We start from the raw sequence: 17,318 nt of genomic DNA, 5'->3' as shown, positions 1-17,318 counted from the left end.
GGGGAGCAAGGGTCGCGGGAGGACGCGTGTCGCCTTGCCAAGCGCCGCGCCAGCGGGAACAACGTGCCGCGTGCGTGCCCTCTCCCGTCCCCTTCCCGCTGCTGCCGCGATCGGGCTCCTCGCGCAGGGACTGTTCAGCTGGCGAATTGCCACGCCGCACAGCTATGTCTTCGACGAGGTGCATTACGTCCCCGCGGCGCAGGTGCTCGGACGGCTGTGGGGGCCGACCAACACCGAACATCCCCTGCTCGGCAAGACGCTGATCGCGCTCGGCATTCGCGTGTTCGGCGACGATCCGGTCGGCTGGCGTGCGCTGTCGACGCTGGCGGCGACGGGCGTGGTGCTCGGGGTGTTCGCGATCCTGTGGCTCGGGCTCGGCCGGCTGCGACCGGCGGTGATCGGGTCGTTGTTGACCCTGCTCGACTTCACCGTCTTCGTGCAGGCCCGGATCGCGATGCTCGACGGGTTCATGGCTGCCTTCGTCGTGCTGGGACTCGCCGCGCTGCTCTGGGCCATGCGCGGCGCAGGGGCGGCGGTGTGGTGGCGCTGGCTGCTCGGTGCCGCGCTGCTGGGGCTTGCGGTCGGGTGCAAGTGGACCGCCCTACCCTATATCCCGCTCGCCGGAGCCGGTTTCCTGGTGCTGGGGCGTGGCCGGACGGATCGTTGGGCAGGCATGCCGTGGTGGGCCGGGCTCGCCATCCTCGGCGTGGCGAGCGCGCTCGTCTATTTCGCCACGTTCTGGCCCGCCTTCCTCTACGCCAGTGCGCCGCTGACGCTGGATCGGCTCCTGCCCTTCCAGCTCGACATGTATCGGCAGCAGACGGAGGTGCTGCCACCGCACAGCTATCAGTCAGCCTGGTACAGCTGGCCGTTCGACTATCGCCCGATCTGGTATCTCTACGAACGGGCGGATGGCGCGCAGCGCGGCATCCTGATGCTCGGCAACCCGGCGGTGATGTGGGGCGGCCTGGTCGCGGTGGCTGCCTGCCTCTGGGCAGGAATGCGCGCGCGAGCGGCGGCGCCGACACTCGCGGGACTGTTATGGGCCGCCAGCATCGCGATGTGGGCGATCATCCCCAAATCGCTCGGCTTCTTCTATTATTACTATCTGTCGAGCATCTGGCTCGGCATCGCGATCGCGGTCGCCCTCGATCACTGGCGCACGAAGCTGGCCTATTGGGACGAAGGCTTTCTACTACTGTCGGCGGTGCTGTTCGTCCATTTCTACCCGATCCTCGCCGCCACTGCGCTCGACGGGCCGGGCGCCTTCCATCGCTGGATGTGGCTGCAGAGCTGGATCTGACGGTCGACCGGCGCCTGATCCACCTGCATGGCAGCGCCGCCGCGCCGATCCCGCGCGGCTGGACCGCACATCAGGGTGTCGTCGCGGCGGGCATCGGAGCCTGCGCCTCGGGCGGTGACGCGGGCGTCGTGGCCTGCGTCGCGGGCGCCGGCGTTTCGCCGGCCGCCGTCGATGCCTGCGCCTGCGCCCCCGTGTCCGCGGTCATCGCCGCGCCTTCGCCCGGCACCGGCACCTGCGCGATGGCAGCCGCAGGCGCGGGCTGCGGTGGCAGCGTCGGGACCACCGGCGGCGGCGTCACCCGTGGCTCGTAATAGTCGCGCCATTTCTCGAACGCGCCGAAGAAGGCGATGAACGGATGGTCGAGCCGGCCGAGCGAGCCGCGCGCAAAGGCGGGAAGATCGGCATCGGAAACGTTGAGCACCGCGGCGATCTCCTGTCGCGCGACGGCGCAGAACGCGACGCGCAGCGCCGGCGCGCCGTAGAAATTGTACAGCCGCGTCTGGTTGGCGTCGAAAGCCGCTTCCCAGTCGCTCCAGCCCGTGTCCGCCCATTCGTCGCGATATTTCTTGACGTAGCGGTCGAGACCGGCGGCATGGCCGACGAGCCAGGCGTTATACGGCCCGACCACCCCGCCGCCCGCGCCGTCGCACGCCAGCGCGGCGACATTGAGCGCGCCGCGCAGGTGCCAGACCGCCGCCGCGTCGGTCATCCGGAAATTGGGCGTGACGAAGGTGCCGTCCTCGCGCTTGTTCGGTATCTCCATCCCGGCATAGCCGCCCGCGGGCATCGTCGGCGGTGGGGGTGGCGGCGGCGGCAGCGTGGCGACGACCGGCGGCGGCGCGACCGGCGTCGCGCAGCCGGCGAGCGCCAGCACGGGCGCAACGATCAAGAGCCAGCGCACGCGGATCGTCGTCATCGTACTGTTCAAACCTCCTGCCACCGCGGCCAGGCCGCGACGGAGCCCGCCCGTCGAAGGCAGGCACGATCGTCGATGCGTCGCTAGACGCCGACGTCCGAACGCCGCAAGCGCCGCCGCGATCCCCCGCCCCGGGCGCGCGGCGACCCGCGCCGATCAGCGCGGCGGCGGAGCCTGCGTCGCCGGTGTCGCGATCGGACCACCCGCCGCCTGGAAGATCGCCACCGTGTCGGTCAGCCGCGCGGCGCGCGCCTGGATCAGCTGCGCGCGCGCCTGCGCGTCCGCACCGGTCGCGTTCAGCAACTGGAGCGATCCGACGCTGCCCAGCGCGAGCTGCCGCCGCGCGAAGGTCAGCGCCTGCGTCGCCGCGTCGCTCGCGCGGGTCGCGGCCGTCAGCGCGTCCGCATCGGTCTGCAGGCCCGTCAGCGCATTGGCGACGTCGCCGAACGCCTGGAGCACCGCCGCGCGATATTGCGCCTTGGCCCCTTCCAGCGCCGCCTCGGCGGCCTTCTGCTGATGGCGCAGCGCACCACCGTGGAAGATCGGCTGGGTGATGCCGCCGATCAGGCTCCAGAACGGATTGCCGGTCGCGAACAGGTCGCCGAACCGCTGCGCCGCGCCGCCGGCGCTGGCGCTGAGCTGGATGCTCGGCAGCCGCGCGGCGATGGCGGTCCCGACATCGGCGCCCGCGCCGACGAGCTGGGCCTCGGCCGCCTGCACGTCGGGACGGCGCGCGACGAGGTCGGACGGCACCACCGCGGGCAAGGTCTCGGGCAGCGTCAGCGAGGCCATGTCGGGCAGCGCCGGCAGCGGCGACCCCGCCGCCCGACCGATCAGCGTGCCGATCAGCACGCGCTGCTGCGCCTCCGCGCGGATCAGCGGCGGCAAGACGCCCTCTGCGGTCGCGAGCGCCGTCTGCTGCGTCGCCACGTCGGCGAGGCCCACGTCGCCCAGTCGCTGGCGCTGCTGGATCTTGCCCAATATGTCGCGATTGACGCGGATGCTCGTCTGCGCCGCCGCGATCTGCTCCGCGAGGCTCGCCCGCGTGATCACGGCGGTGACGAGGTTGGCGACCACCGTCATCCGCGCCGCGTCCAGGCGATGCGCCTGCACCGCTGCCGCCGCACGCGCCGACCGCAGGCGATTGCGGTTCAGGCCGAACAGGTCGACGTCATAGGTCACCGTCGCCTGCGCGGTTTGGAGCGTATAGAGCTGCTGGTTCTGGTCGGCCACCGCCGGCGACAGCGCGTTCGACACGCGCGTTCGCTGCGCCTGGTAACTGGCATCGGCCTGCGGCAGCAGCGCGGCGCCGGCGACACGCGCCTGCTCCCGCGCCTGACGCAGCGTCGCCTCCGCCACCGCCACGTCGGTGCTGTGCGCCAGCGCCTCCGCGACGAGGCCGTCGAGCGACGGGTTGCGGAAGGCGGTCCACCAGTCGGCGGCAACCGCCGTCTCCCCCGTCGCTTGTGCCGGGCCACCGATCGGCGCGATGCGCACGGCCGCCGGCGCGGGCGGCAGCGCCGCATGCGGATCGAGATCGCGCGGCCCGATGCTGCACCCGGCGAGCAGGCCGGCCAAGCCGAGCTGGGCCAGCGCGCGCGTCTTCCCATGCGTCATGCCAGCGCCTCCCCGTCCTGTGCGAGCGGATCCCCGTCCCCTCCATGACGGGCGTCCTCCGCATGACTGACGTCGCGGCCATGCGCGCCGCGCAGGTCCGGCGGCACGCGACGCGAGAAGCGCGCGATCAGCACCGGCAGCAGCAGCAGGATCAGCACGGGCGCCAGCGTCATGCCGCCGACCACGACGAGCGCGAGCGGCTTTTGCACCTGGCTGCCGATGCCGTGCGACAAGGCGGCGGGAAGCAGGCCGATCGCCGCGACGAGACAGGTCATCACCACCGGGCGCAGGCTGTTGCGGACCGTGGTCGCCAGCGCCACGTCGGGATGCGCGCCGTCGTCGATCGCGTTGTTGTAGGTCGTGACGACGAGGATGCCGTCCATCACCGCGATCCCGAACAGCGCGACGAACCCGATCGCCGCGGAGATGCTGAACGCGGTGCCGGTCAGCGCCAGCGCGATCACACCGCCGACGATGGCCATCGGAATGGCGCTGAACGCCAGCAGGCTGTCGCGGATCGAGCCGAAATTGGCGTAGAGCAGCAGCAGGATGACGATGAGGCTGATCGGCACGACGATCTCCAGCCGCGCGATGGCGTTCTTGAGATTGTCGAGCTCGCCCGCCCATTCCAGATGGTAGCCGGCGGGCAGATGGACGTTGCGCTGGATACGCGTCCGCGCCTCTTCCACCGCGCCGCCCAGGTCGCGCCCGCGCACCGAGAATTTGATCGGTATGTAGCGTTCCTGATGCTCGCGGTAGATGAAGGAGGCACCCGTCGTCAGCTTGATGTCGGCGACTTGCGACAGCGGTACCTGGATCGTGCCGGTCCCGTCGGGTGCCGGCGCCGCGATGGCGATCTGGCTGACCGATTCGATCGAGTCGCGCTGCGCCGGCTTCAGGCGGACGACGATCGGGAAGTGGCGGTCGGTCCCCGCCTCGTACAGGTCCGACACCGAATTACCGCCGATCGCCGCCGCCACGGTCGCGTTGACGTCGTCGGGCGTCAGACCGTAGCGCGCCGCCTTCAGCCGATCGACGTCGATGCGCACCGTCGGCTGGCCCAGCGACTGGAATACGCCAAGGTCGGTGATGCCCTGTACCTTGGCCATCTGATCCTTGATCTGATCGGCATATTTCTCGAGCGTCGGCAGGTCGGGACCGAACAGCTTGATCGAATTGGCGCCCTTCACGCCCGACGCGGCCTCCTCGACATTGTCCTCGATATATTGGGAGAAAGAGAAATCGACGCCGGGGAAGCGCTGCTGCAATTTCTTCGACAGCTCGTCGGTCATCGTCTCCTTGGTGACGCCGCTGGGCCAGGTGTCGAAGGGCTTGAGCGGCACGAAGAATTCGGCGTTGAAGAAGCCGGTCGAATCGGTCCCGTCATCGGGCCGGCCCTGCGCCGACAGGACGGACTGCACCTCCGGATAGCGCATGATGATCCGGCGCACCTGGTTGACCATCGGCTGACCCGCCTCGAGGCTGATCGACGCGGGCATGGTCGCGCGGATGTACATGTTGCCCTCTTCGAGGTGCGGCAGGAACTCGATGCCCAGCGAGCGTATGCCGACCACCGCCAGCAGCAGCATGATGACGCCGCCGCCGATCGCCAGGACGCGGTTGCCGAGCGCGAACGCCGCGGCCGGTTCGTAGGCGCGCCGCAGCTTGCCGACGATCCACGTCTCCACCTCCGACAGCTTGTCCGGCAGCAGCAGCGTCGACAGCACCGGTGCGACGGTGAAGGTCGCGAGCAGGCCGCCGGTGATCGCATAAGCGTAGGTCTTCGCCATCGGGCCGAAGATATGGCCCTCGACCCCGGTCAGCGTGAACAGGGGCAGGAAGCTCGCGATGATGATCGCCGCCGCGAAGAAGATGCCGCGGCTGACCTCGCTCGATGCCCCCAGTACCGCGGAGAAGCGGTTGGCGACCGTGTAATGCCCCCTGCCGCTTTCGACGTGCGCGGACCGTTCGACCATGTGGCGGAAGATATTCTCCACCATGATCACGCTGGCATCGACGACGAGTCCGAAGTCGAGCGCGCCGACCGACAGCAGATTGGCGCTCTCCCCCTGCAGCACGAGCAGCAGGATGGCGAAGGCGAGCGCGAAGGGAATGGTCGCGGCGACGATCACCGCGCTCCTGAGATTGCCGAGGAAGACCCACTGGAGCGCGAAGATCAGCAGGATGCCGACCACCATGTTCTCCAGCACGGTGTGGATCGTCAGGTTGATCAGGTCGGAGCGGTCGTAGATCCGTTGCAGCTGCACGCCGGGCGGCAGGATACCGGACGCGTTGATGTCGGCGACTTCCTTCTGCACCGCCTTGATCGTCGGCATCGACTGGGCGCCGCGCTGCATCAGCACGATCCCCTGCACGATGTCGTCCTGGTCGTTGTAGCCCGCGATGCCCAGCCGCGGCGCGTTGCCGATCGTCACATGGGCGACGTCCTTCAGCAGGATGGGCTGCCCGTTGGCCGTGCCGACGAGCACGTTCTCGATCCCGCCGACCGACTGGATCAGGCCCACGCCGCGCACGATCGCCGCCTGGCTGCCGAAGTTGATCGTCTGGCCGCCGACGTTGCCGTCGCTCTTGGACAGCGCCGTCAGCACCGCCGGGATCGAGACGTTGTGCGCGACCAGCCGGTCGTTGTCGATGACGACGTCATAGGTGCGCAGCTTGCCGCCCCAGCCGGTCACATCGATCACGCCCGGAATCCGCTTGAACCGGCGGTCGAGGATCCAGTCCTGTATCGTCTTCAGGTCCATCACCGAATAACCCGGCGGCGCGGTCAGCTTGTAGCGGAAGATTTCACCCACCGGACTGGTCGGCGAAATCGACGGCTGCGCCCCCCCGGAAAGTGGCGGCAACTGTGACAGGCGATTGATGACTTGTTGTTTCGCCTGTTCGTTGGTGTAGTCGTAGGTGAACTGGATCTTGATGTCGGACAGGCCGAACAGGCTGATCGCGCGGATCGCCGTCATATGGGGGATGCCCGCCATGCCGACCTCGATCGGGATGGTGACGTTGCGCTCCATCTCCTCCGCGGACAGCCCCTTGGTCTGGGTGATCACCTCGACCATCGGCGGTACCGGATCGGGATAGGCCTCGATATTCAGGTTCGCGAAGCCGATCACGCCCGCGACCAGCATCGCGACGAACACGCCCACGATCAGCAGGCGCTGGCGCAGCGCGAAGGAGACGATCCGGTTCATTCGCCCAGGCCCGCCTCGTTCACGAATAGCGCGCCCGCGGTGACGATCCGCTCGCCTGGCTTCAGGCCGTCGGTGATCGACACCTGTCCGTCGGTCGAATCGCCCGTGCGCACGCTGCGCGCGGCGAGCAGCCCGTCGGGCCGTACCACCCAGACGCGCGCCGCGTCGCCCTCGTGGATCACCGCCGCGGCGGGGACGCGGATCGCCTCCGCCTGCCGGCGGCTGCGGATCGCGAAGCTGGCGAACATCTGCGGCTTCAGCGCGCCATCGGGGTTTGCGATGGTGGCACGGACCGGCAGGCGATGCGTCTGCGGATCGAGGGCCGCGCCGACCAGGTCGATCGTCGCGTAGAAGGTCCGCCCCGGCAGCGCCGGCGTCGTCACGGTCACCGTATCGCCGAGGTGGACGTCGCTCGCGTCGCTCTCCGCGACCTGCGCGACCAGCCAGACGCGCGACGGGTCGGTGATCGTCATCACCGGCTTGTCGCCGCCCTGCGACACATACTGGCCCGCGGCCACGTCGCGCGATGCGATCAGGCCGCCGATCGGGGCGTGCAGCGTCGTGACGTCGTGGATGCCCGACACCTCGCCGACGCTTTCCAGCCGCGCGATCTCGGCCTGCGACTTGCCCAGGATCGACAATTTGTCGCGCGCCGCGCCCAGCGACGCCGCCGCGGTGCGTGCGCTCGCCTGCGCCGCGACCAGATCGGCGCGCGCCTGCTGGTAATCCTTCAGCGCGCCGCCCGCGGTCTGGTAGATCTGCTGCTGGCGGTCCGCGGTGCGCTGCGCCGCGACGAGTTGCGCCTGTGCGTTCTGATAGGCCGCACGCGCGGCGAACAGGCCGCTGCGCGCATCGACGAAGTCGCTCGTCTTGATCAGCAGCAGCGGCTGGCCCTGCTTCACGCGCTGGCCCGCATCGGCAAGCACCCGCACGACCTGACCCGCATAGGGCATCAGCACCGGCGTCGACCGGTTGCCGTCGACGGTGATCGCGCCGGTCGCCAGCGTCCGCTCGCCCGTCGCCGCCACGCCGACCCGCATCGTTGTCAACGACGCCATCTGCTGCGGCGTCAGACGCAGCGTGCCCGGCGGCGTGGTCGGGGTGGGTGCGGGCTCATGGTGCGTCAGCTTGCCGACGATCAGTACGAGCAGGGCGATCCCGACGAGCACCGCCGCGACGATCCCCAGCCAGCGCACTTGCTGCGGACGCGTCAGCGTCCGGGTGGGGGGCAACGGTTCGGCGGGGGTAGAAGCGTGCATTCGGCGGTCCTGACGATATCCGACTGGCCCCGATACGGTCGCTTCCTTACAAGCGGCTTACGGATGCTGCGCTGCGGGAATGGGAGAGCCGGGTTTTGCGGATTTTGCTGGTCGAGGACGACCCCGACCTTGCGCGCGAACTTGCCGATGCCCTGGAACGGCGTGGCATGGCGGTCGACCGCGCCCGCGACGTGGAGGAGGGGGAAGCCTTCCTGCGCGCCGGCGCGCACGACGCGGTGCTGCTCGACCTGGGGCTGCCCGATGGCGACGGGCTCGCGCTGCTGCGCGGGCTGCGCGCCCGCGGCGTGACGCGGCCGGTCCTGCTGCTTACGGCCCGCGGCGCGGTGGAAGCGCGGATCGCGGGGCTCAACGCGGGAGCGGACGATTATCTGGTCAAGCCGTTCGACACCGACGAGCTGCACGCCCGCATCCTCGCCGTCCTGCGTCGCCAGGGCGGCTATATCGGCGAGACGCTCGGCTGCGGGGCGCTGACCTTCGACATCGCCGCGCGGCGCGCGCGCATCGGCGATACGGTGCTGACGCTGTCCGCGCGCGAGACCGAACTGCTCGAGCTGTTGCTGCGCCGGCAGGGCAGCGTCGTGCCCAAGCGGCTGGCGGAAGACCATCTGTTCGGCGTCGGCGGCGATCTGGGCTCGAACGCGATCGAGGTCTATGTGCATCGCCTGCGCAAGCGCCTGGGCGACGCCGGGGGCGGCGTGCGGATCGAGACGGTGCGCGGCGTCGGCTACATGATCGCGCCCGACCGGACCGGCGCGCCGGCATGACGCACGGACGGTTCGCGGCCCGGCTGCGGCGCCTCTGGCCACGCTCGCTGTTCGGCCAGTTCATCGCGTTGCACGTCATCCTCGGCATCGTCGCCGCCGCGGTGCTGTCGCTCGGCGTGTCCGTACTGCTCAACCGCACCGCGCGCCATTATCAGCGCGACCTGCTCGTGCAGCAGGCGACGGCGGCGGAACATGTGCTGGCGCGCCGCCCTGATGCGACGATCGTCGCCGCGACCGACCTGCCGGTCAGCGGCCTGTCGATCGCGGTGCTCGACGCGCGCCGCCGCGCGCGGATCGTCCACGGCCCGGCCCGCCGCGCGATCATCGCCGCGGCGCCGCTGACGCGCGAGACCGTGTTCTTCCATCGCGGCAGCGTGCGGGCGCTCAGCCGACCGTTCCGGGCCGGATGGATCGTCGTCGCGCAGGATTCGGACGCGCCGCAGGTCGTCACCGACGATATCGTGCGCGTCTTCCTCACGCGGTTCGCGCTACTGTTGCTGCCGTTCGCGGCGTTGCTGCCGCTGATCGGCGCGCTGCTCACCCGGCGGCTCACCCGGCGGATGCGGACCGTGTCCGCGATCGCCGCGGGGATCGGGCCGCGCGCGATCGACCAGCGCCTGCCGCGCGGCACGCTGCCGCTGGAGGTGGAGCCGCTTGCCGTGGCGACCAACGCCGCGCTCGACCGGCTCGAAAAGGGGTTCCGCGCCCAGGCCGCCTTCGCGGCCGACATCGCGCACGAACTGCGCACGCCGCTGGCCATCGTGCGCCTGCGCGCCGAAAAGGTCGCGGACGAGGAGCAACGGCGCGCGTTGCTCGACAGCCTCGACCGCAGCTCGCGCGTCGTCGGCCAATTGCTCGGGCTCGCGGATCTCGAACGCCGGGTCGAGGACGCGGGCACGCGTATCGATCTCGCCACGCTCGCCGAAGAGGTCGTCGCGTCCCGCGCCCCCGCGATCCTCGCCGGCGGTCGCACCATCGCGCTCGACGATCGCGGCGCGACGCCGCTCCACGGCTTTGCCGGCCCGCTGACGCTGGCGTTGGAGAATCTGGTCGACAATGCGGTCCGCCACACGCCGCAGGGAACGCATATCACCGTCATCGTCGGCCCCGGCACCCGGCTGACCGTCAGCGACGACGGCGATGGCGTGCCCGCCGAACAGCGCGCGCGGCTGTCCGAACGGTTCTTCCGCGGCGATGCGCCGCGCACGGAGGGGCATGGCATCGGCCTGTCGATCGTCCAGCGCGTCGCGGAGGCGCATCACGGCACGCTCGCCATCGCCCCGGCCGAGGATGGTCGCGGAATCGCCTTCACGCTGCGTTTCCGCGGCGCCTGACCGCGCCTATATCGCCATCATGCACCGCGTCGCCGAAGCCCTGGTCCTCGCCGTTCGCGCGCATGGCGAGCATGGCGCGGTGGTGCGCGCGCTGACCCGCGACGACGGGGTACAGCCGGGCTATGTGCGCGGCGGCCGCTCGCGCGCGCTGCGTCCCATCCTACAACCGGCGAACGCGATCCGCGGCGAATGGCGCGCGCGCACGGGCGAACAGCTCGCCGCGCTGACCGTCGAACCGCTGCACAGCCGCGCCGCGTTGCACGGCGAGCCGCTGCCCGCCGCCGCGCTCGCCTGGATCGCCGCGCTCACCGCCGCCGCCCTGCCCGAGGCGCAGCCCTATCCACGGGTCTATGACGGCCTTGCCGGCCTGCTCGACGCCATCGAGGCGGCACCGAGCGCGCGCGGCTGGGCGGCGGCGCTCGCGCGCTACGAGCTGCTGCTGCTCGCCGAACTCGGCTTTGGCCTGGACCTCAGCGCGTGCATCGTCACCGGCGCCACGGCCGACCTGGGCTTCGTCAGCCCCAAGAGCGGCGCCGCCGTCAGCGGCGCGGCGGCCGCGGGCTATGAAAGCCGGCTGTTCCCGCTGCCCCCGTTCCTGCGTGACGGCGGCGTCGCGGACTGGCCGGCGGTCTTCGAGGCGCTCGGCATCACCGGCCATTTCCTCGCGCGCGACCTGCTCACCGACCGCCGCGCCGACACCATCGCCGCGCGCGCGCGGCTCGTCGACCTGATGCAAAGGGCGGTTGCCTGATCGCCCGCCCGTCGCCATGAAGCCGCGTCGGCACCAACCGCATGACTGGAAAGGCGTTCATGGCCCTCGTAGCAATCCTCGCCGGCGACGGCATCGGTCCGGAGGTGACGGCGGAGGCGCGGCGCGTGCTCGAGGCGCTCGACCTAGACCTGTCGTTCGAGGAGGCGCCCGTCGGCGGTGCCGGCTATGAAGCTGCCGGCCATCCGCTGCCGCCGGAGACGCTGGCGCTCGCCCGCCGCGCCGATGCCATTTTGTTCGGCGCGATCGGCGACCCGCGCTACGAAAGGCTCGACCGGCACCTGCGCCCCGAGGCGGCGCTGCTCGGCCTGCGCAGTCGGCTAGGCCTGTTCGCCAACATCCGCCCGGCGACGATCTTCCCTGCCCTGACCCATGCGTCGTCGCTCAGGCCAGAGGTGGTCGAGGGCCTGGACATCGTCATCGTCCGCGAACTGACGGGTGACGTCTACTTCGGCGACAAGGGGCAACGCACCACCGAGGCGGGCAAGCGCGAGGGCTACGACCTGATGCGCTACGACGAGGACGAGGTGCGCCGCATCGCCACCGTCGGCTTCGAGATGGCCAAGCGTCGCAAGCGCAAGCTCTGTTCGGTCGACAAGGCGAACGTGCTGGAAACGTCGCAGGTCTGGCGCGACATCGTGATCGAGCTGTCCGCCGCCTATCCCGAAGTCGCACTGACGCACATGTACGTCGACAATGCCGCGATGCAGATGGTGCGCGCGCCGACGCAGTTCGACGTCATCGTCACCGGCAATCTGTTCGGCGATATCCTGTCGGACCAGGCGAGCATGTGCGCCGGCTCGATCGGCATGCTGCCCAGCGCTTCGCTGCGCGCCTGGAGCGGCGACACCGGCATGTACGAGCCGATCCACGGCTCCGCGCCCGATATCGCCGGGCAAGGCAAGGCCAATCCCTGCGCGGCGATCCTGTCCGCCGCGATGCTGCTGCGCCATTCGCTGGACGACGAGGCGTCGGCGCAGCGGATCGAGGCGGCCGTGGCCCGGGCGCTGGACGGCGGTGCGCGCACCGCCGACCTTGGCGGCACGCTGTCGACGCGGGCGATGGCGGACGCGATCCTCGCCGCGCTATGAGCGACCTGCTCGAGATCGCCGTCGTCATCCCGACGTTCAACGAGCGTGCGAACGTTCCGACCCTCGTGGCAAAGCTGGACCAGGCGCTCGTCGAGCGGCAGTGGGAGGCGATCTTCGTCGACGACGACAGCCCCGACGGCACAGCCGATGCCGCGCGCGAGCTCGCCCGGCTCGACCGCCGCGTCCGCGTGATCCAGCGAATCGGCCGGCGCGGCCTGTCGTCCGCCTGCATCGAGGGGATGTGCGCGACCGCCGCACCCGTCGTCGCCGTGATCGACGGCGATCTGCAGCATGACGAGACGCTGTTGCCCGCGATGCTCGACCTGCTGCAACGCGACACGGAGCTCGACGTCGTCGTCGGCTCGCGCTTCGTCGCTGGCGGCGGCACGGGCGACTGGGATCGCGACCGCGTCGCCAAATCGGCCTTCGCGACCAAATTGTCGCGCCGCGTGCTGAAGGGCGACCTGTCCGACCCGATGAGCGGCTTCTTCGCCATCCGCACCGACCACGTCCGCCGCCTCGCGCCCGACCTGTCGGCGATCGGGTTCAAGATTCTGCTCGACCTGATGACGACGTCGCCGGAGCCGCTGCGCTTCGCCGAGCTGCCCTATACCTTCCGCCTGCGGACGGAGGGGGAGAGCAAGCTCGATCATGTCGTTGCGATGGAATATCTGATCGCGCTCTACGACCGGATGTTCGGCCATGTCGTGCCGGTCCGCTTCGCGATGTTCTCCGGCATCGGCGTGCTGGGCGTCGGCGTCCACATGGGCGTGCTCGGCGCCGCCTTGTCGCTCGGCGCCGATTTCCTGCTCGCACAGATCCTCGGCGCGATGAGCGCGATGACCTTCAACTTCTTCCTCAACAACACCCTCACCTATCGCGAGCGGCGCCTGAAGGGGTTCCGCAAGCTGTTCGACGGCTGGGTATCGTTCTGTATCGTCTGTTCGGTCGGACTGATCGCCAATATCGGCATCGCTGCCTTCCTGCACGACTTCCGCGACGGCAGCGCGGCCGGCTCCGCGCTGGCCGGGATCCTGGTGGGCGCGGTGTGGAACTACGCGCTGTCGTCCAAATTCACCTGGGGGCGGTATTAGAGCCTGATCCAGCAAGGCTGGATCGGCGCGGTACCGGCCCGCACGCGTCTGCGCGCCTCAATCGCGCTCCGCCGCCCAGATGCTCAACAGCGTGTGCGCGATCGCATAGGGCGGCGGCGGCAAAAACGCGCCCGCCTCGCCCGCCAGCACCCGGCGTACCGCGTCGCGCGGCACCCAGATCGCATCCTCCAACTCGTTGCGGTCGAGCGTCAACGCATCGTCCTCGGCGACCGCGACGCAGGCGATCATCAGCGACGACGGGAAGGGCCAGGGCTGGCTGGCGACATAGCGGACGTCGCGGACGCGGACGCCGGCCTCCTCCGCGATCTCGCGCGCCACCGCCTCCTCGATCGATTCGCCCGGCTCCAGGAACCCCGCGAGCGCGGAATAGCGACCCGGCGGAAAGCTCGGCTGACGACCGAGCAGTGCGCGCCCGTCATGTTCCGCGATCATGATGACTACCGGGTCGACGCGCGGAAAGTGTTCGGTGCCGTCGGCGTCGCACTTGCGCCCCCAGCCCGCGCGGAAGACGTGCGTCGTCGCGCCACAGCGCGGACAGAAACGATGCCGCGCGTGCCAGTCGAGCAGGCTGCGCGCCGCTGCATAGACCGCCGCCTCGCCCGGCGCGAGCGCACCAAGGATCGCCATCAGCTGCGGATTGCGCATCGCCGGCGCCGTGCCTTCCGCGCCGGCCGGGGGGATTGCGGCAAGGTGCGCGCGTCCGTCGCCATTGAGGCCGAGCAGCGCGAAATCCGCGCCATCGGGGGCTTCGGCGATACTGCCCCAGCACAGGTGGTCGCCGTCGACCGCGGGCATCAGGCCGTCGAGGCGGAGCAGCCGCGCCGCGGGGGTCAGCAGCGCCGCGAAGGCATCGGGATCGTGGCGGATAGCGTCGGCACGGTCCAGCATGCCGCCGGTGAAGCCCGGCGTCGGGCGCTCCTGGGTCGACGTGCTCACGGGCGCAGACGCGTCAGGTCGCCGGCGAAGGCGGCGACGGTCTGTTCGCGGACCGGCCAGCGATCGGCGGGGAAGTAATTGACCATGATCGTGCCGCGGATGCGCTTGACCGGATCGACGAAGGCGACCGTCCCGGCCGCGCCTCCCCAGCCGTAGGTGCCCTTGGACGGGACGCCGGCCGGGCCGTCGGCAAGATACACCGATCCGCCCGCGCCGAACCCCATCGGCGTCGCCGCGCGCGTGCCGCCGGTATTGCCCGCGACGCCGCCGAAGGTGACGCCGGCGGGCAGCAGGTTCGACATGGCGAGGCGGACCGTCTCCGGCTTCATGATCCGCACCCCGTCCAGCGTGCCCTGATCGGCGAGCATGTGCAGGAAGCGGTCATAGTCGCGCGCCGACATGACGAGGCCCGCGCCCCCGTAGGGGAAACTGGGCGGCTTCAGCCACACAGAGGTCGCGCCCGGGTCCAGCGGCGTCAGCTGGTCGCCGACGAAGGCATAATTGGTGGCGAGCCGCGCCGCGTCCTGCGGCGGCACCGTCCAGAAACTCGACGTCATCGCGAGCGGGTCGAAGATGCGCTGCTGGACGAAGCGGTCGAACGGCATGCCGGACGCGATCTCGATCACCCGGCCCATGACGTCGAGGCCAATCGAATAATGCCAGCGCGTGCCCGGCTGGTAGACCAGCGGCAGCGTCGCGACGCGGTCGGCGAAGGCGGCGAGCGTCGCGGGCCGCGTGCGGCGGGCGAGCGCCTCGACCGGCGTGTTGACCGCCGCCGGCACGATTCCCTGCGCCTCGTACAGCTTGAGCAGTGGCCCCTGCGCGTTGATGTTGTAGCCGAGGCCGGAGGTGTGGGTCAGCAGCTCGCGGATCGTGATCTGGCTCTTCGCCGGCTCGCTGTCGAGGCTGGTATCGGGGCTGGTCAGGACGCGCATCTTCGCGAAGGCGGGGATATATTTGGACAAGGGGTCGTCGAGCCCGATCTTCCCCTCCTCGATCAGGATCATCGCCGCCATCGCCGTGACCGGCTTCGTCATGGAATAGACGCGCCACAGGCTGTCGGGCGTGACCGCGGCGGCACCGGCGTCGGTGGCGATCCGGCCGGCCGCGATGAATTGCGTCGGACGGTCCCCGATGCCGAAGGCGGCGACGATGCCGGGCATCTTGCCGTCGCGGACATAGCCGTCGAACAGCGCCTGCGTCCCCGGGAAGGCGGCATTCGCCCGCGCCGGCACGGCGTCGGGCGCAGGCACGCGGGCCGGCAGCGGCCGCGCCTCCTGCCGCAGCGCCTGCGCTCCGAGCGTGGCGGTGCCCGCGAGCGCGACAAGCGCCGCGCCGATCATCACTGGAACGCGCATCAGTCTTCCCTCCTCATGATCGCGGCCGCAGCCTTGGCGAAGACGGTCGGCAGCCCCGCCGCCCCCAGGTCGGCGATCGGCCACCATTCGCCGTCCGCCGCGTGATGCGCGTCCGCCGACGCGACGGCAAGCGCCAGTTGCAGGTCGAAATGCGTAAAGCCGTGGTCGACCACGGTGTTGCGCATCTGCCAAGCGGCATCCGCCGGGGCGTCCGCGAGGCCGGGGGGCCTATCCTGCCAGGGTCCCGTCGGCAGCGCGCGCATGCCGCCGAGCAGTCCCTTGTCGGGCCGACGGACCACCAGCACGCGGCCGTCCCGTTCCAGCCAGAAGATCGTGCCATGCCGCTGCGGCTTTGCCTTCTTCGCGGCCTTGGCGGGCAGTGCCTCCGCCACCCCCTCTATCTGCGCCCGGCAGTGCGATTGCAGGGGACAGAGCAGGCACTTTGGCGCCCTGGCCGTGCAGATCGCGGAGCCGAGATCCATCATCGCCTGCGCGAAGTCGCCCGCGCGCTGGGCTGGCGTGATCGTGTCGGCAGCCTTGCGGATCGCCGGACGCGCGGCGGGCAACGGCGTGCGGATCGCGAACAGCCGCGCGACCACCCGCTCCACATTCGCATCGACCACCACAGCGCGCTCGCCGAAGGCGATCGCCGCCACCGCCGCCGCCGTATAGGCGCCCAGCCCCGGCAGCGTGCGCAATTGCGCCTCCGTCCGGGGGAACGCCCCGCCATGGTCCGCGACCACGGCGCGTGCCGCCTTCACCAGGTTGCGCGCGCGGGCATAATAGCCCAGCCCTGCCCAGGCGGCCATGACGTCCGCCTCCGCCGCCGCGGCGAGGCTGGCGAAGTCGGGCCAGCGCTGCGTCCAGGCGAGAAAACGGGGCGTCACCGCGGCGACCGTCGTCTGCTGCAGCATCACCTCCGACAGCCAGACACGATACGGGTCGGGCGTCTCTCCGGGTCTGGCGCGCCACGGCAAGTCGCGGCGATGGCGGTCGTACCAAGCGAGGAGCAGCGGCGCGATATCGCCGGGGGCGGCCGTATCCGCGGGGTAAAGGCATGTAGCGTCCACGCTTTCGCTATGGCATGGAGCGGCGGATGAGCAAGCGCGGCCGCGCCCCCGAAATGGAATCCCCCCGGCAGAACCGCGCCCGCGCGGTCAGCGAGCTGCTGCCCGCGGTCGGCGGCGCCGCCTTCCGCCGCTTCGGCTTCGTCCAGAGCGCGCTCGTCAGCCGCTGGCCCGAGATCGTCGGGGAGCGCTGGGCGGGGGCATCCGCGCCCGAATCGCTGCGCTTCCCGCCGGGCAAGAAGGCGGACGGCACGCTGACGGTGACGGTGCGCGGCAGCCATGCGCCGATGATGCAGCATATAGCGCCCGAGATCGTCGAGCGGGTGAACCGCTTCTTCGGCTATGCCGCGGTCGCGCGCCTGACGCTGCGGCAGGGCGAGGTCGCGAAGCCCGTGCGCCGCGCACCCGCCGCCGGCGCGACCCCGCGCCCGGTGCCGGCCGATCTGGGCGAGGGATTGAAGACGATCGCCGATCCCGAATTGCGCGCCGTGCTCGAATCGCTTGCCGCGGGCGTGGCCGCCACGCCGCGTGGCCTGCCGAAGATAGGATAGGTTTT

14 protein-coding genes are annotated in these 17,318 nt (G+C 70.6%); 7 read left to right on the top strand and 7 right to left on the bottom strand.

What is annotated here, in order from left to right; all coding sequences use genetic code 11:
- Positions 1-70: 70 nt before the first annotated feature.
- Positions 71-1,303 carry a phospholipid carrier-dependent glycosyltransferase gene (locus RF701_RS14155; RefSeq protein WP_308815333.1) on the top strand — a complete coding sequence of 411 codons (1,233 nt, stop codon included), beginning with the start codon at positions 71-73 and terminating at the stop codon, positions 1,301-1,303.
- Between the two features lie 70 nt (positions 1,304-1,373).
- Here the strand turns inward: RF701_RS14155 and RF701_RS14150 are convergent, their stop codons facing one another.
- The 4 genes from RF701_RS14150 to RF701_RS14135 all read right to left on the bottom strand — a co-directional run bounded on the left by RF701_RS14150 (position 1,374) and on the right by RF701_RS14135 (position 8,307).
- Positions 1,374-2,219: a hypothetical protein gene (locus tag RF701_RS14150; RefSeq protein WP_287977466.1), complete on the bottom strand. Its 846-nt coding sequence runs from the start codon at positions 2,217-2,219 to the stop codon at positions 1,374-1,376.
- 156 nt (positions 2,220-2,375) lie between these two features.
- Entirely contained in the window at positions 2,376-3,836 is a 1,461-nt protein-coding gene (locus tag RF701_RS14145; protein WP_308815332.1) for an efflux transporter outer membrane subunit, read from the bottom strand.
- Complete coding sequence (locus RF701_RS14140) at positions 3,833-7,048, bottom strand: CusA/CzcA family heavy metal efflux RND transporter (protein WP_308815331.1); 3,216 nt, start codon at positions 7,046-7,048, stop codon at positions 3,833-3,835. Before RF701_RS14140 ends, RF701_RS14145 begins: the two co-directional genes overlap by 4 nt.
- Positions 7,045-8,307 carry an efflux RND transporter periplasmic adaptor subunit gene (locus RF701_RS14135; protein ID WP_308815330.1) on the bottom strand — a complete coding sequence of 421 codons (1,263 nt, stop codon included), beginning with the start codon at positions 8,305-8,307 and terminating at the stop codon, positions 7,045-7,047. The genes RF701_RS14140 and RF701_RS14135 overlap by 4 nt, the downstream gene beginning before the upstream one ends.
- 95 nt (positions 8,308-8,402) lie before the next feature.
- Between RF701_RS14135 and RF701_RS14130 the strand changes: the two genes are divergently transcribed.
- Genes RF701_RS14130 through RF701_RS14110 form a run of 5 tightly spaced genes read left to right on the top strand, consistent with a single transcriptional unit; the run spans position 8,403 to position 13,380 of the window.
- Complete coding sequence (locus RF701_RS14130) at positions 8,403-9,092, top strand: response regulator (protein WP_210356987.1); 690 nt, start codon at positions 8,403-8,405, stop codon at positions 9,090-9,092.
- Positions 9,089-10,426 carry an ATP-binding protein gene (locus tag RF701_RS14125; protein WP_308815329.1) on the top strand — a complete coding sequence of 446 codons (1,338 nt, stop codon included), beginning with the start codon at positions 9,089-9,091 and terminating at the stop codon, positions 10,424-10,426. The genes RF701_RS14130 and RF701_RS14125 overlap by 4 nt, the downstream gene beginning before the upstream one ends.
- Before the next feature lie 19 nt (positions 10,427-10,445).
- Positions 10,446-11,177: a DNA repair protein RecO gene (gene recO / locus RF701_RS14120; protein WP_308815328.1), complete on the top strand. Its 732-nt coding sequence runs from the start codon at positions 10,446-10,448 to the stop codon at positions 11,175-11,177.
- Between the two features lie 59 nt (positions 11,178-11,236).
- Positions 11,237-12,286 (top strand): 3-isopropylmalate dehydrogenase, encoded by a 1,050-nt coding sequence (leuB, locus tag RF701_RS14115; RefSeq protein ID WP_308815327.1) that lies wholly within the window; start codon positions 11,237-11,239, stop codon positions 12,284-12,286.
- Positions 12,283-13,380 (top strand): glycosyltransferase family 2 protein, encoded by a 1,098-nt coding sequence (locus RF701_RS14110; protein WP_308815326.1) that lies wholly within the window; start codon positions 12,283-12,285, stop codon positions 13,378-13,380. Before leuB ends, RF701_RS14110 begins: the two co-directional genes overlap by 4 nt.
- A gap of 57 nt (positions 13,381-13,437) precedes the next feature.
- Here the strand turns inward: RF701_RS14110 and nudC are convergent, their stop codons facing one another.
- Genes nudC through mutY form a run of 3 tightly spaced genes read right to left on the bottom strand, consistent with a single transcriptional unit; the run spans position 13,438 to position 16,765 of the window.
- Positions 13,438-14,289, bottom strand: a complete 852-nt coding sequence (nudC, locus tag RF701_RS14105) for an NAD(+) diphosphatase (protein WP_308815683.1) — start codon at positions 14,287-14,289, stop codon at positions 13,438-13,440.
- 44 nt (positions 14,290-14,333) lie between these two features.
- Positions 14,334-15,695 (bottom strand): serine hydrolase domain-containing protein, encoded by a 1,362-nt coding sequence (locus RF701_RS14100; protein ID WP_374758631.1) that lies wholly within the window; start codon positions 15,693-15,695, stop codon positions 14,334-14,336.
- On the bottom strand, positions 15,695-16,765 hold the full coding sequence (mutY, locus tag RF701_RS14095) for an A/G-specific adenine glycosylase (RefSeq protein ID WP_308815325.1): 1,071 nt from the start codon (positions 16,763-16,765) through the stop codon (positions 15,695-15,697). The genes RF701_RS14100 and mutY overlap by 1 nt, the downstream gene beginning before the upstream one ends.
- Before the next feature lie 26 nt (positions 16,766-16,791).
- On the opposite strand from mutY, the gene RF701_RS14090 reads away from it, so the two are divergent.
- Positions 16,792-17,313: a DUF721 domain-containing protein gene (locus tag RF701_RS14090; RefSeq protein WP_210356991.1), complete on the top strand. Its 522-nt coding sequence runs from the start codon at positions 16,792-16,794 to the stop codon at positions 17,311-17,313.
- Positions 17,314-17,318 lie beyond the last annotated feature (5 nt).

The organism is Sphingomonas sp. GV3 (assembly GCF_031082075.1).
Classification (GTDB): Bacteria; Pseudomonadota; Alphaproteobacteria; order Sphingomonadales; family Sphingomonadaceae; genus Sphingomonas; species Sphingomonas beigongshangi.
This window is presented reverse-complemented; position numbering and strand designations above follow the sequence as displayed.

What these genes read in the sequence shown, in the direction of transcription:
- RF701_RS14150 (WP_287977466.1), bottom strand. Translation starts at nt 2,219, where the DNA reads ATGACGACGATCCGCGTGCGCTGGCTCTTGATCGTTGCGCCCGTGCTG.
- RF701_RS14145 (WP_308815332.1), bottom strand. Translation starts at nt 3,836, where the DNA reads ATGACGCATGGGAAGACGCGCGCGCTGGCCCAGCTCGGCTTGGCCGGC.
- RF701_RS14140 (WP_308815331.1), bottom strand. Translation starts at nt 7,048, where the DNA reads ATGAACCGGATCGTCTCCTTCGCGCTGCGCCAGCGCCTGCTGATCGTG.
- RF701_RS14135 (WP_308815330.1), bottom strand. Translation starts at nt 8,307, where the DNA reads ATGCACGCTTCTACCCCCGCCGAACCGTTGCCCCCCACCCGGACGCTG.
- RF701_RS14125 (WP_308815329.1), top strand. Translation starts at nt 9,089, where the DNA reads ATGACGCACGGACGGTTCGCGGCCCGGCTGCGGCGCCTCTGGCCACGC.
- recO (WP_308815328.1), top strand. Translation starts at nt 10,446, where the DNA reads ATGCACCGCGTCGCCGAAGCCCTGGTCCTCGCCGTTCGCGCGCATGGC.
- leuB (WP_308815327.1), top strand. Translation starts at nt 11,237, where the DNA reads ATGGCCCTCGTAGCAATCCTCGCCGGCGACGGCATCGGTCCGGAGGTG.
- RF701_RS14110 (WP_308815326.1), top strand. Translation starts at nt 12,283, where the DNA reads ATGAGCGACCTGCTCGAGATCGCCGTCGTCATCCCGACGTTCAACGAG.
- nudC (WP_308815683.1), bottom strand. Translation starts at nt 14,289, where the DNA reads ATGCTGGACCGTGCCGACGCTATCCGCCACGATCCCGATGCCTTCGCG.
- RF701_RS14100 (WP_374758631.1), bottom strand. Translation starts at nt 15,695, where the DNA reads ATGCGCGTTCCAGTGATGATCGGCGCGGCGCTTGTCGCGCTCGCGGGC.
- RF701_RS14090 (WP_210356991.1), top strand. Translation starts at nt 16,792, where the DNA reads ATGAGCAAGCGCGGCCGCGCCCCCGAAATGGAATCCCCCCGGCAGAAC.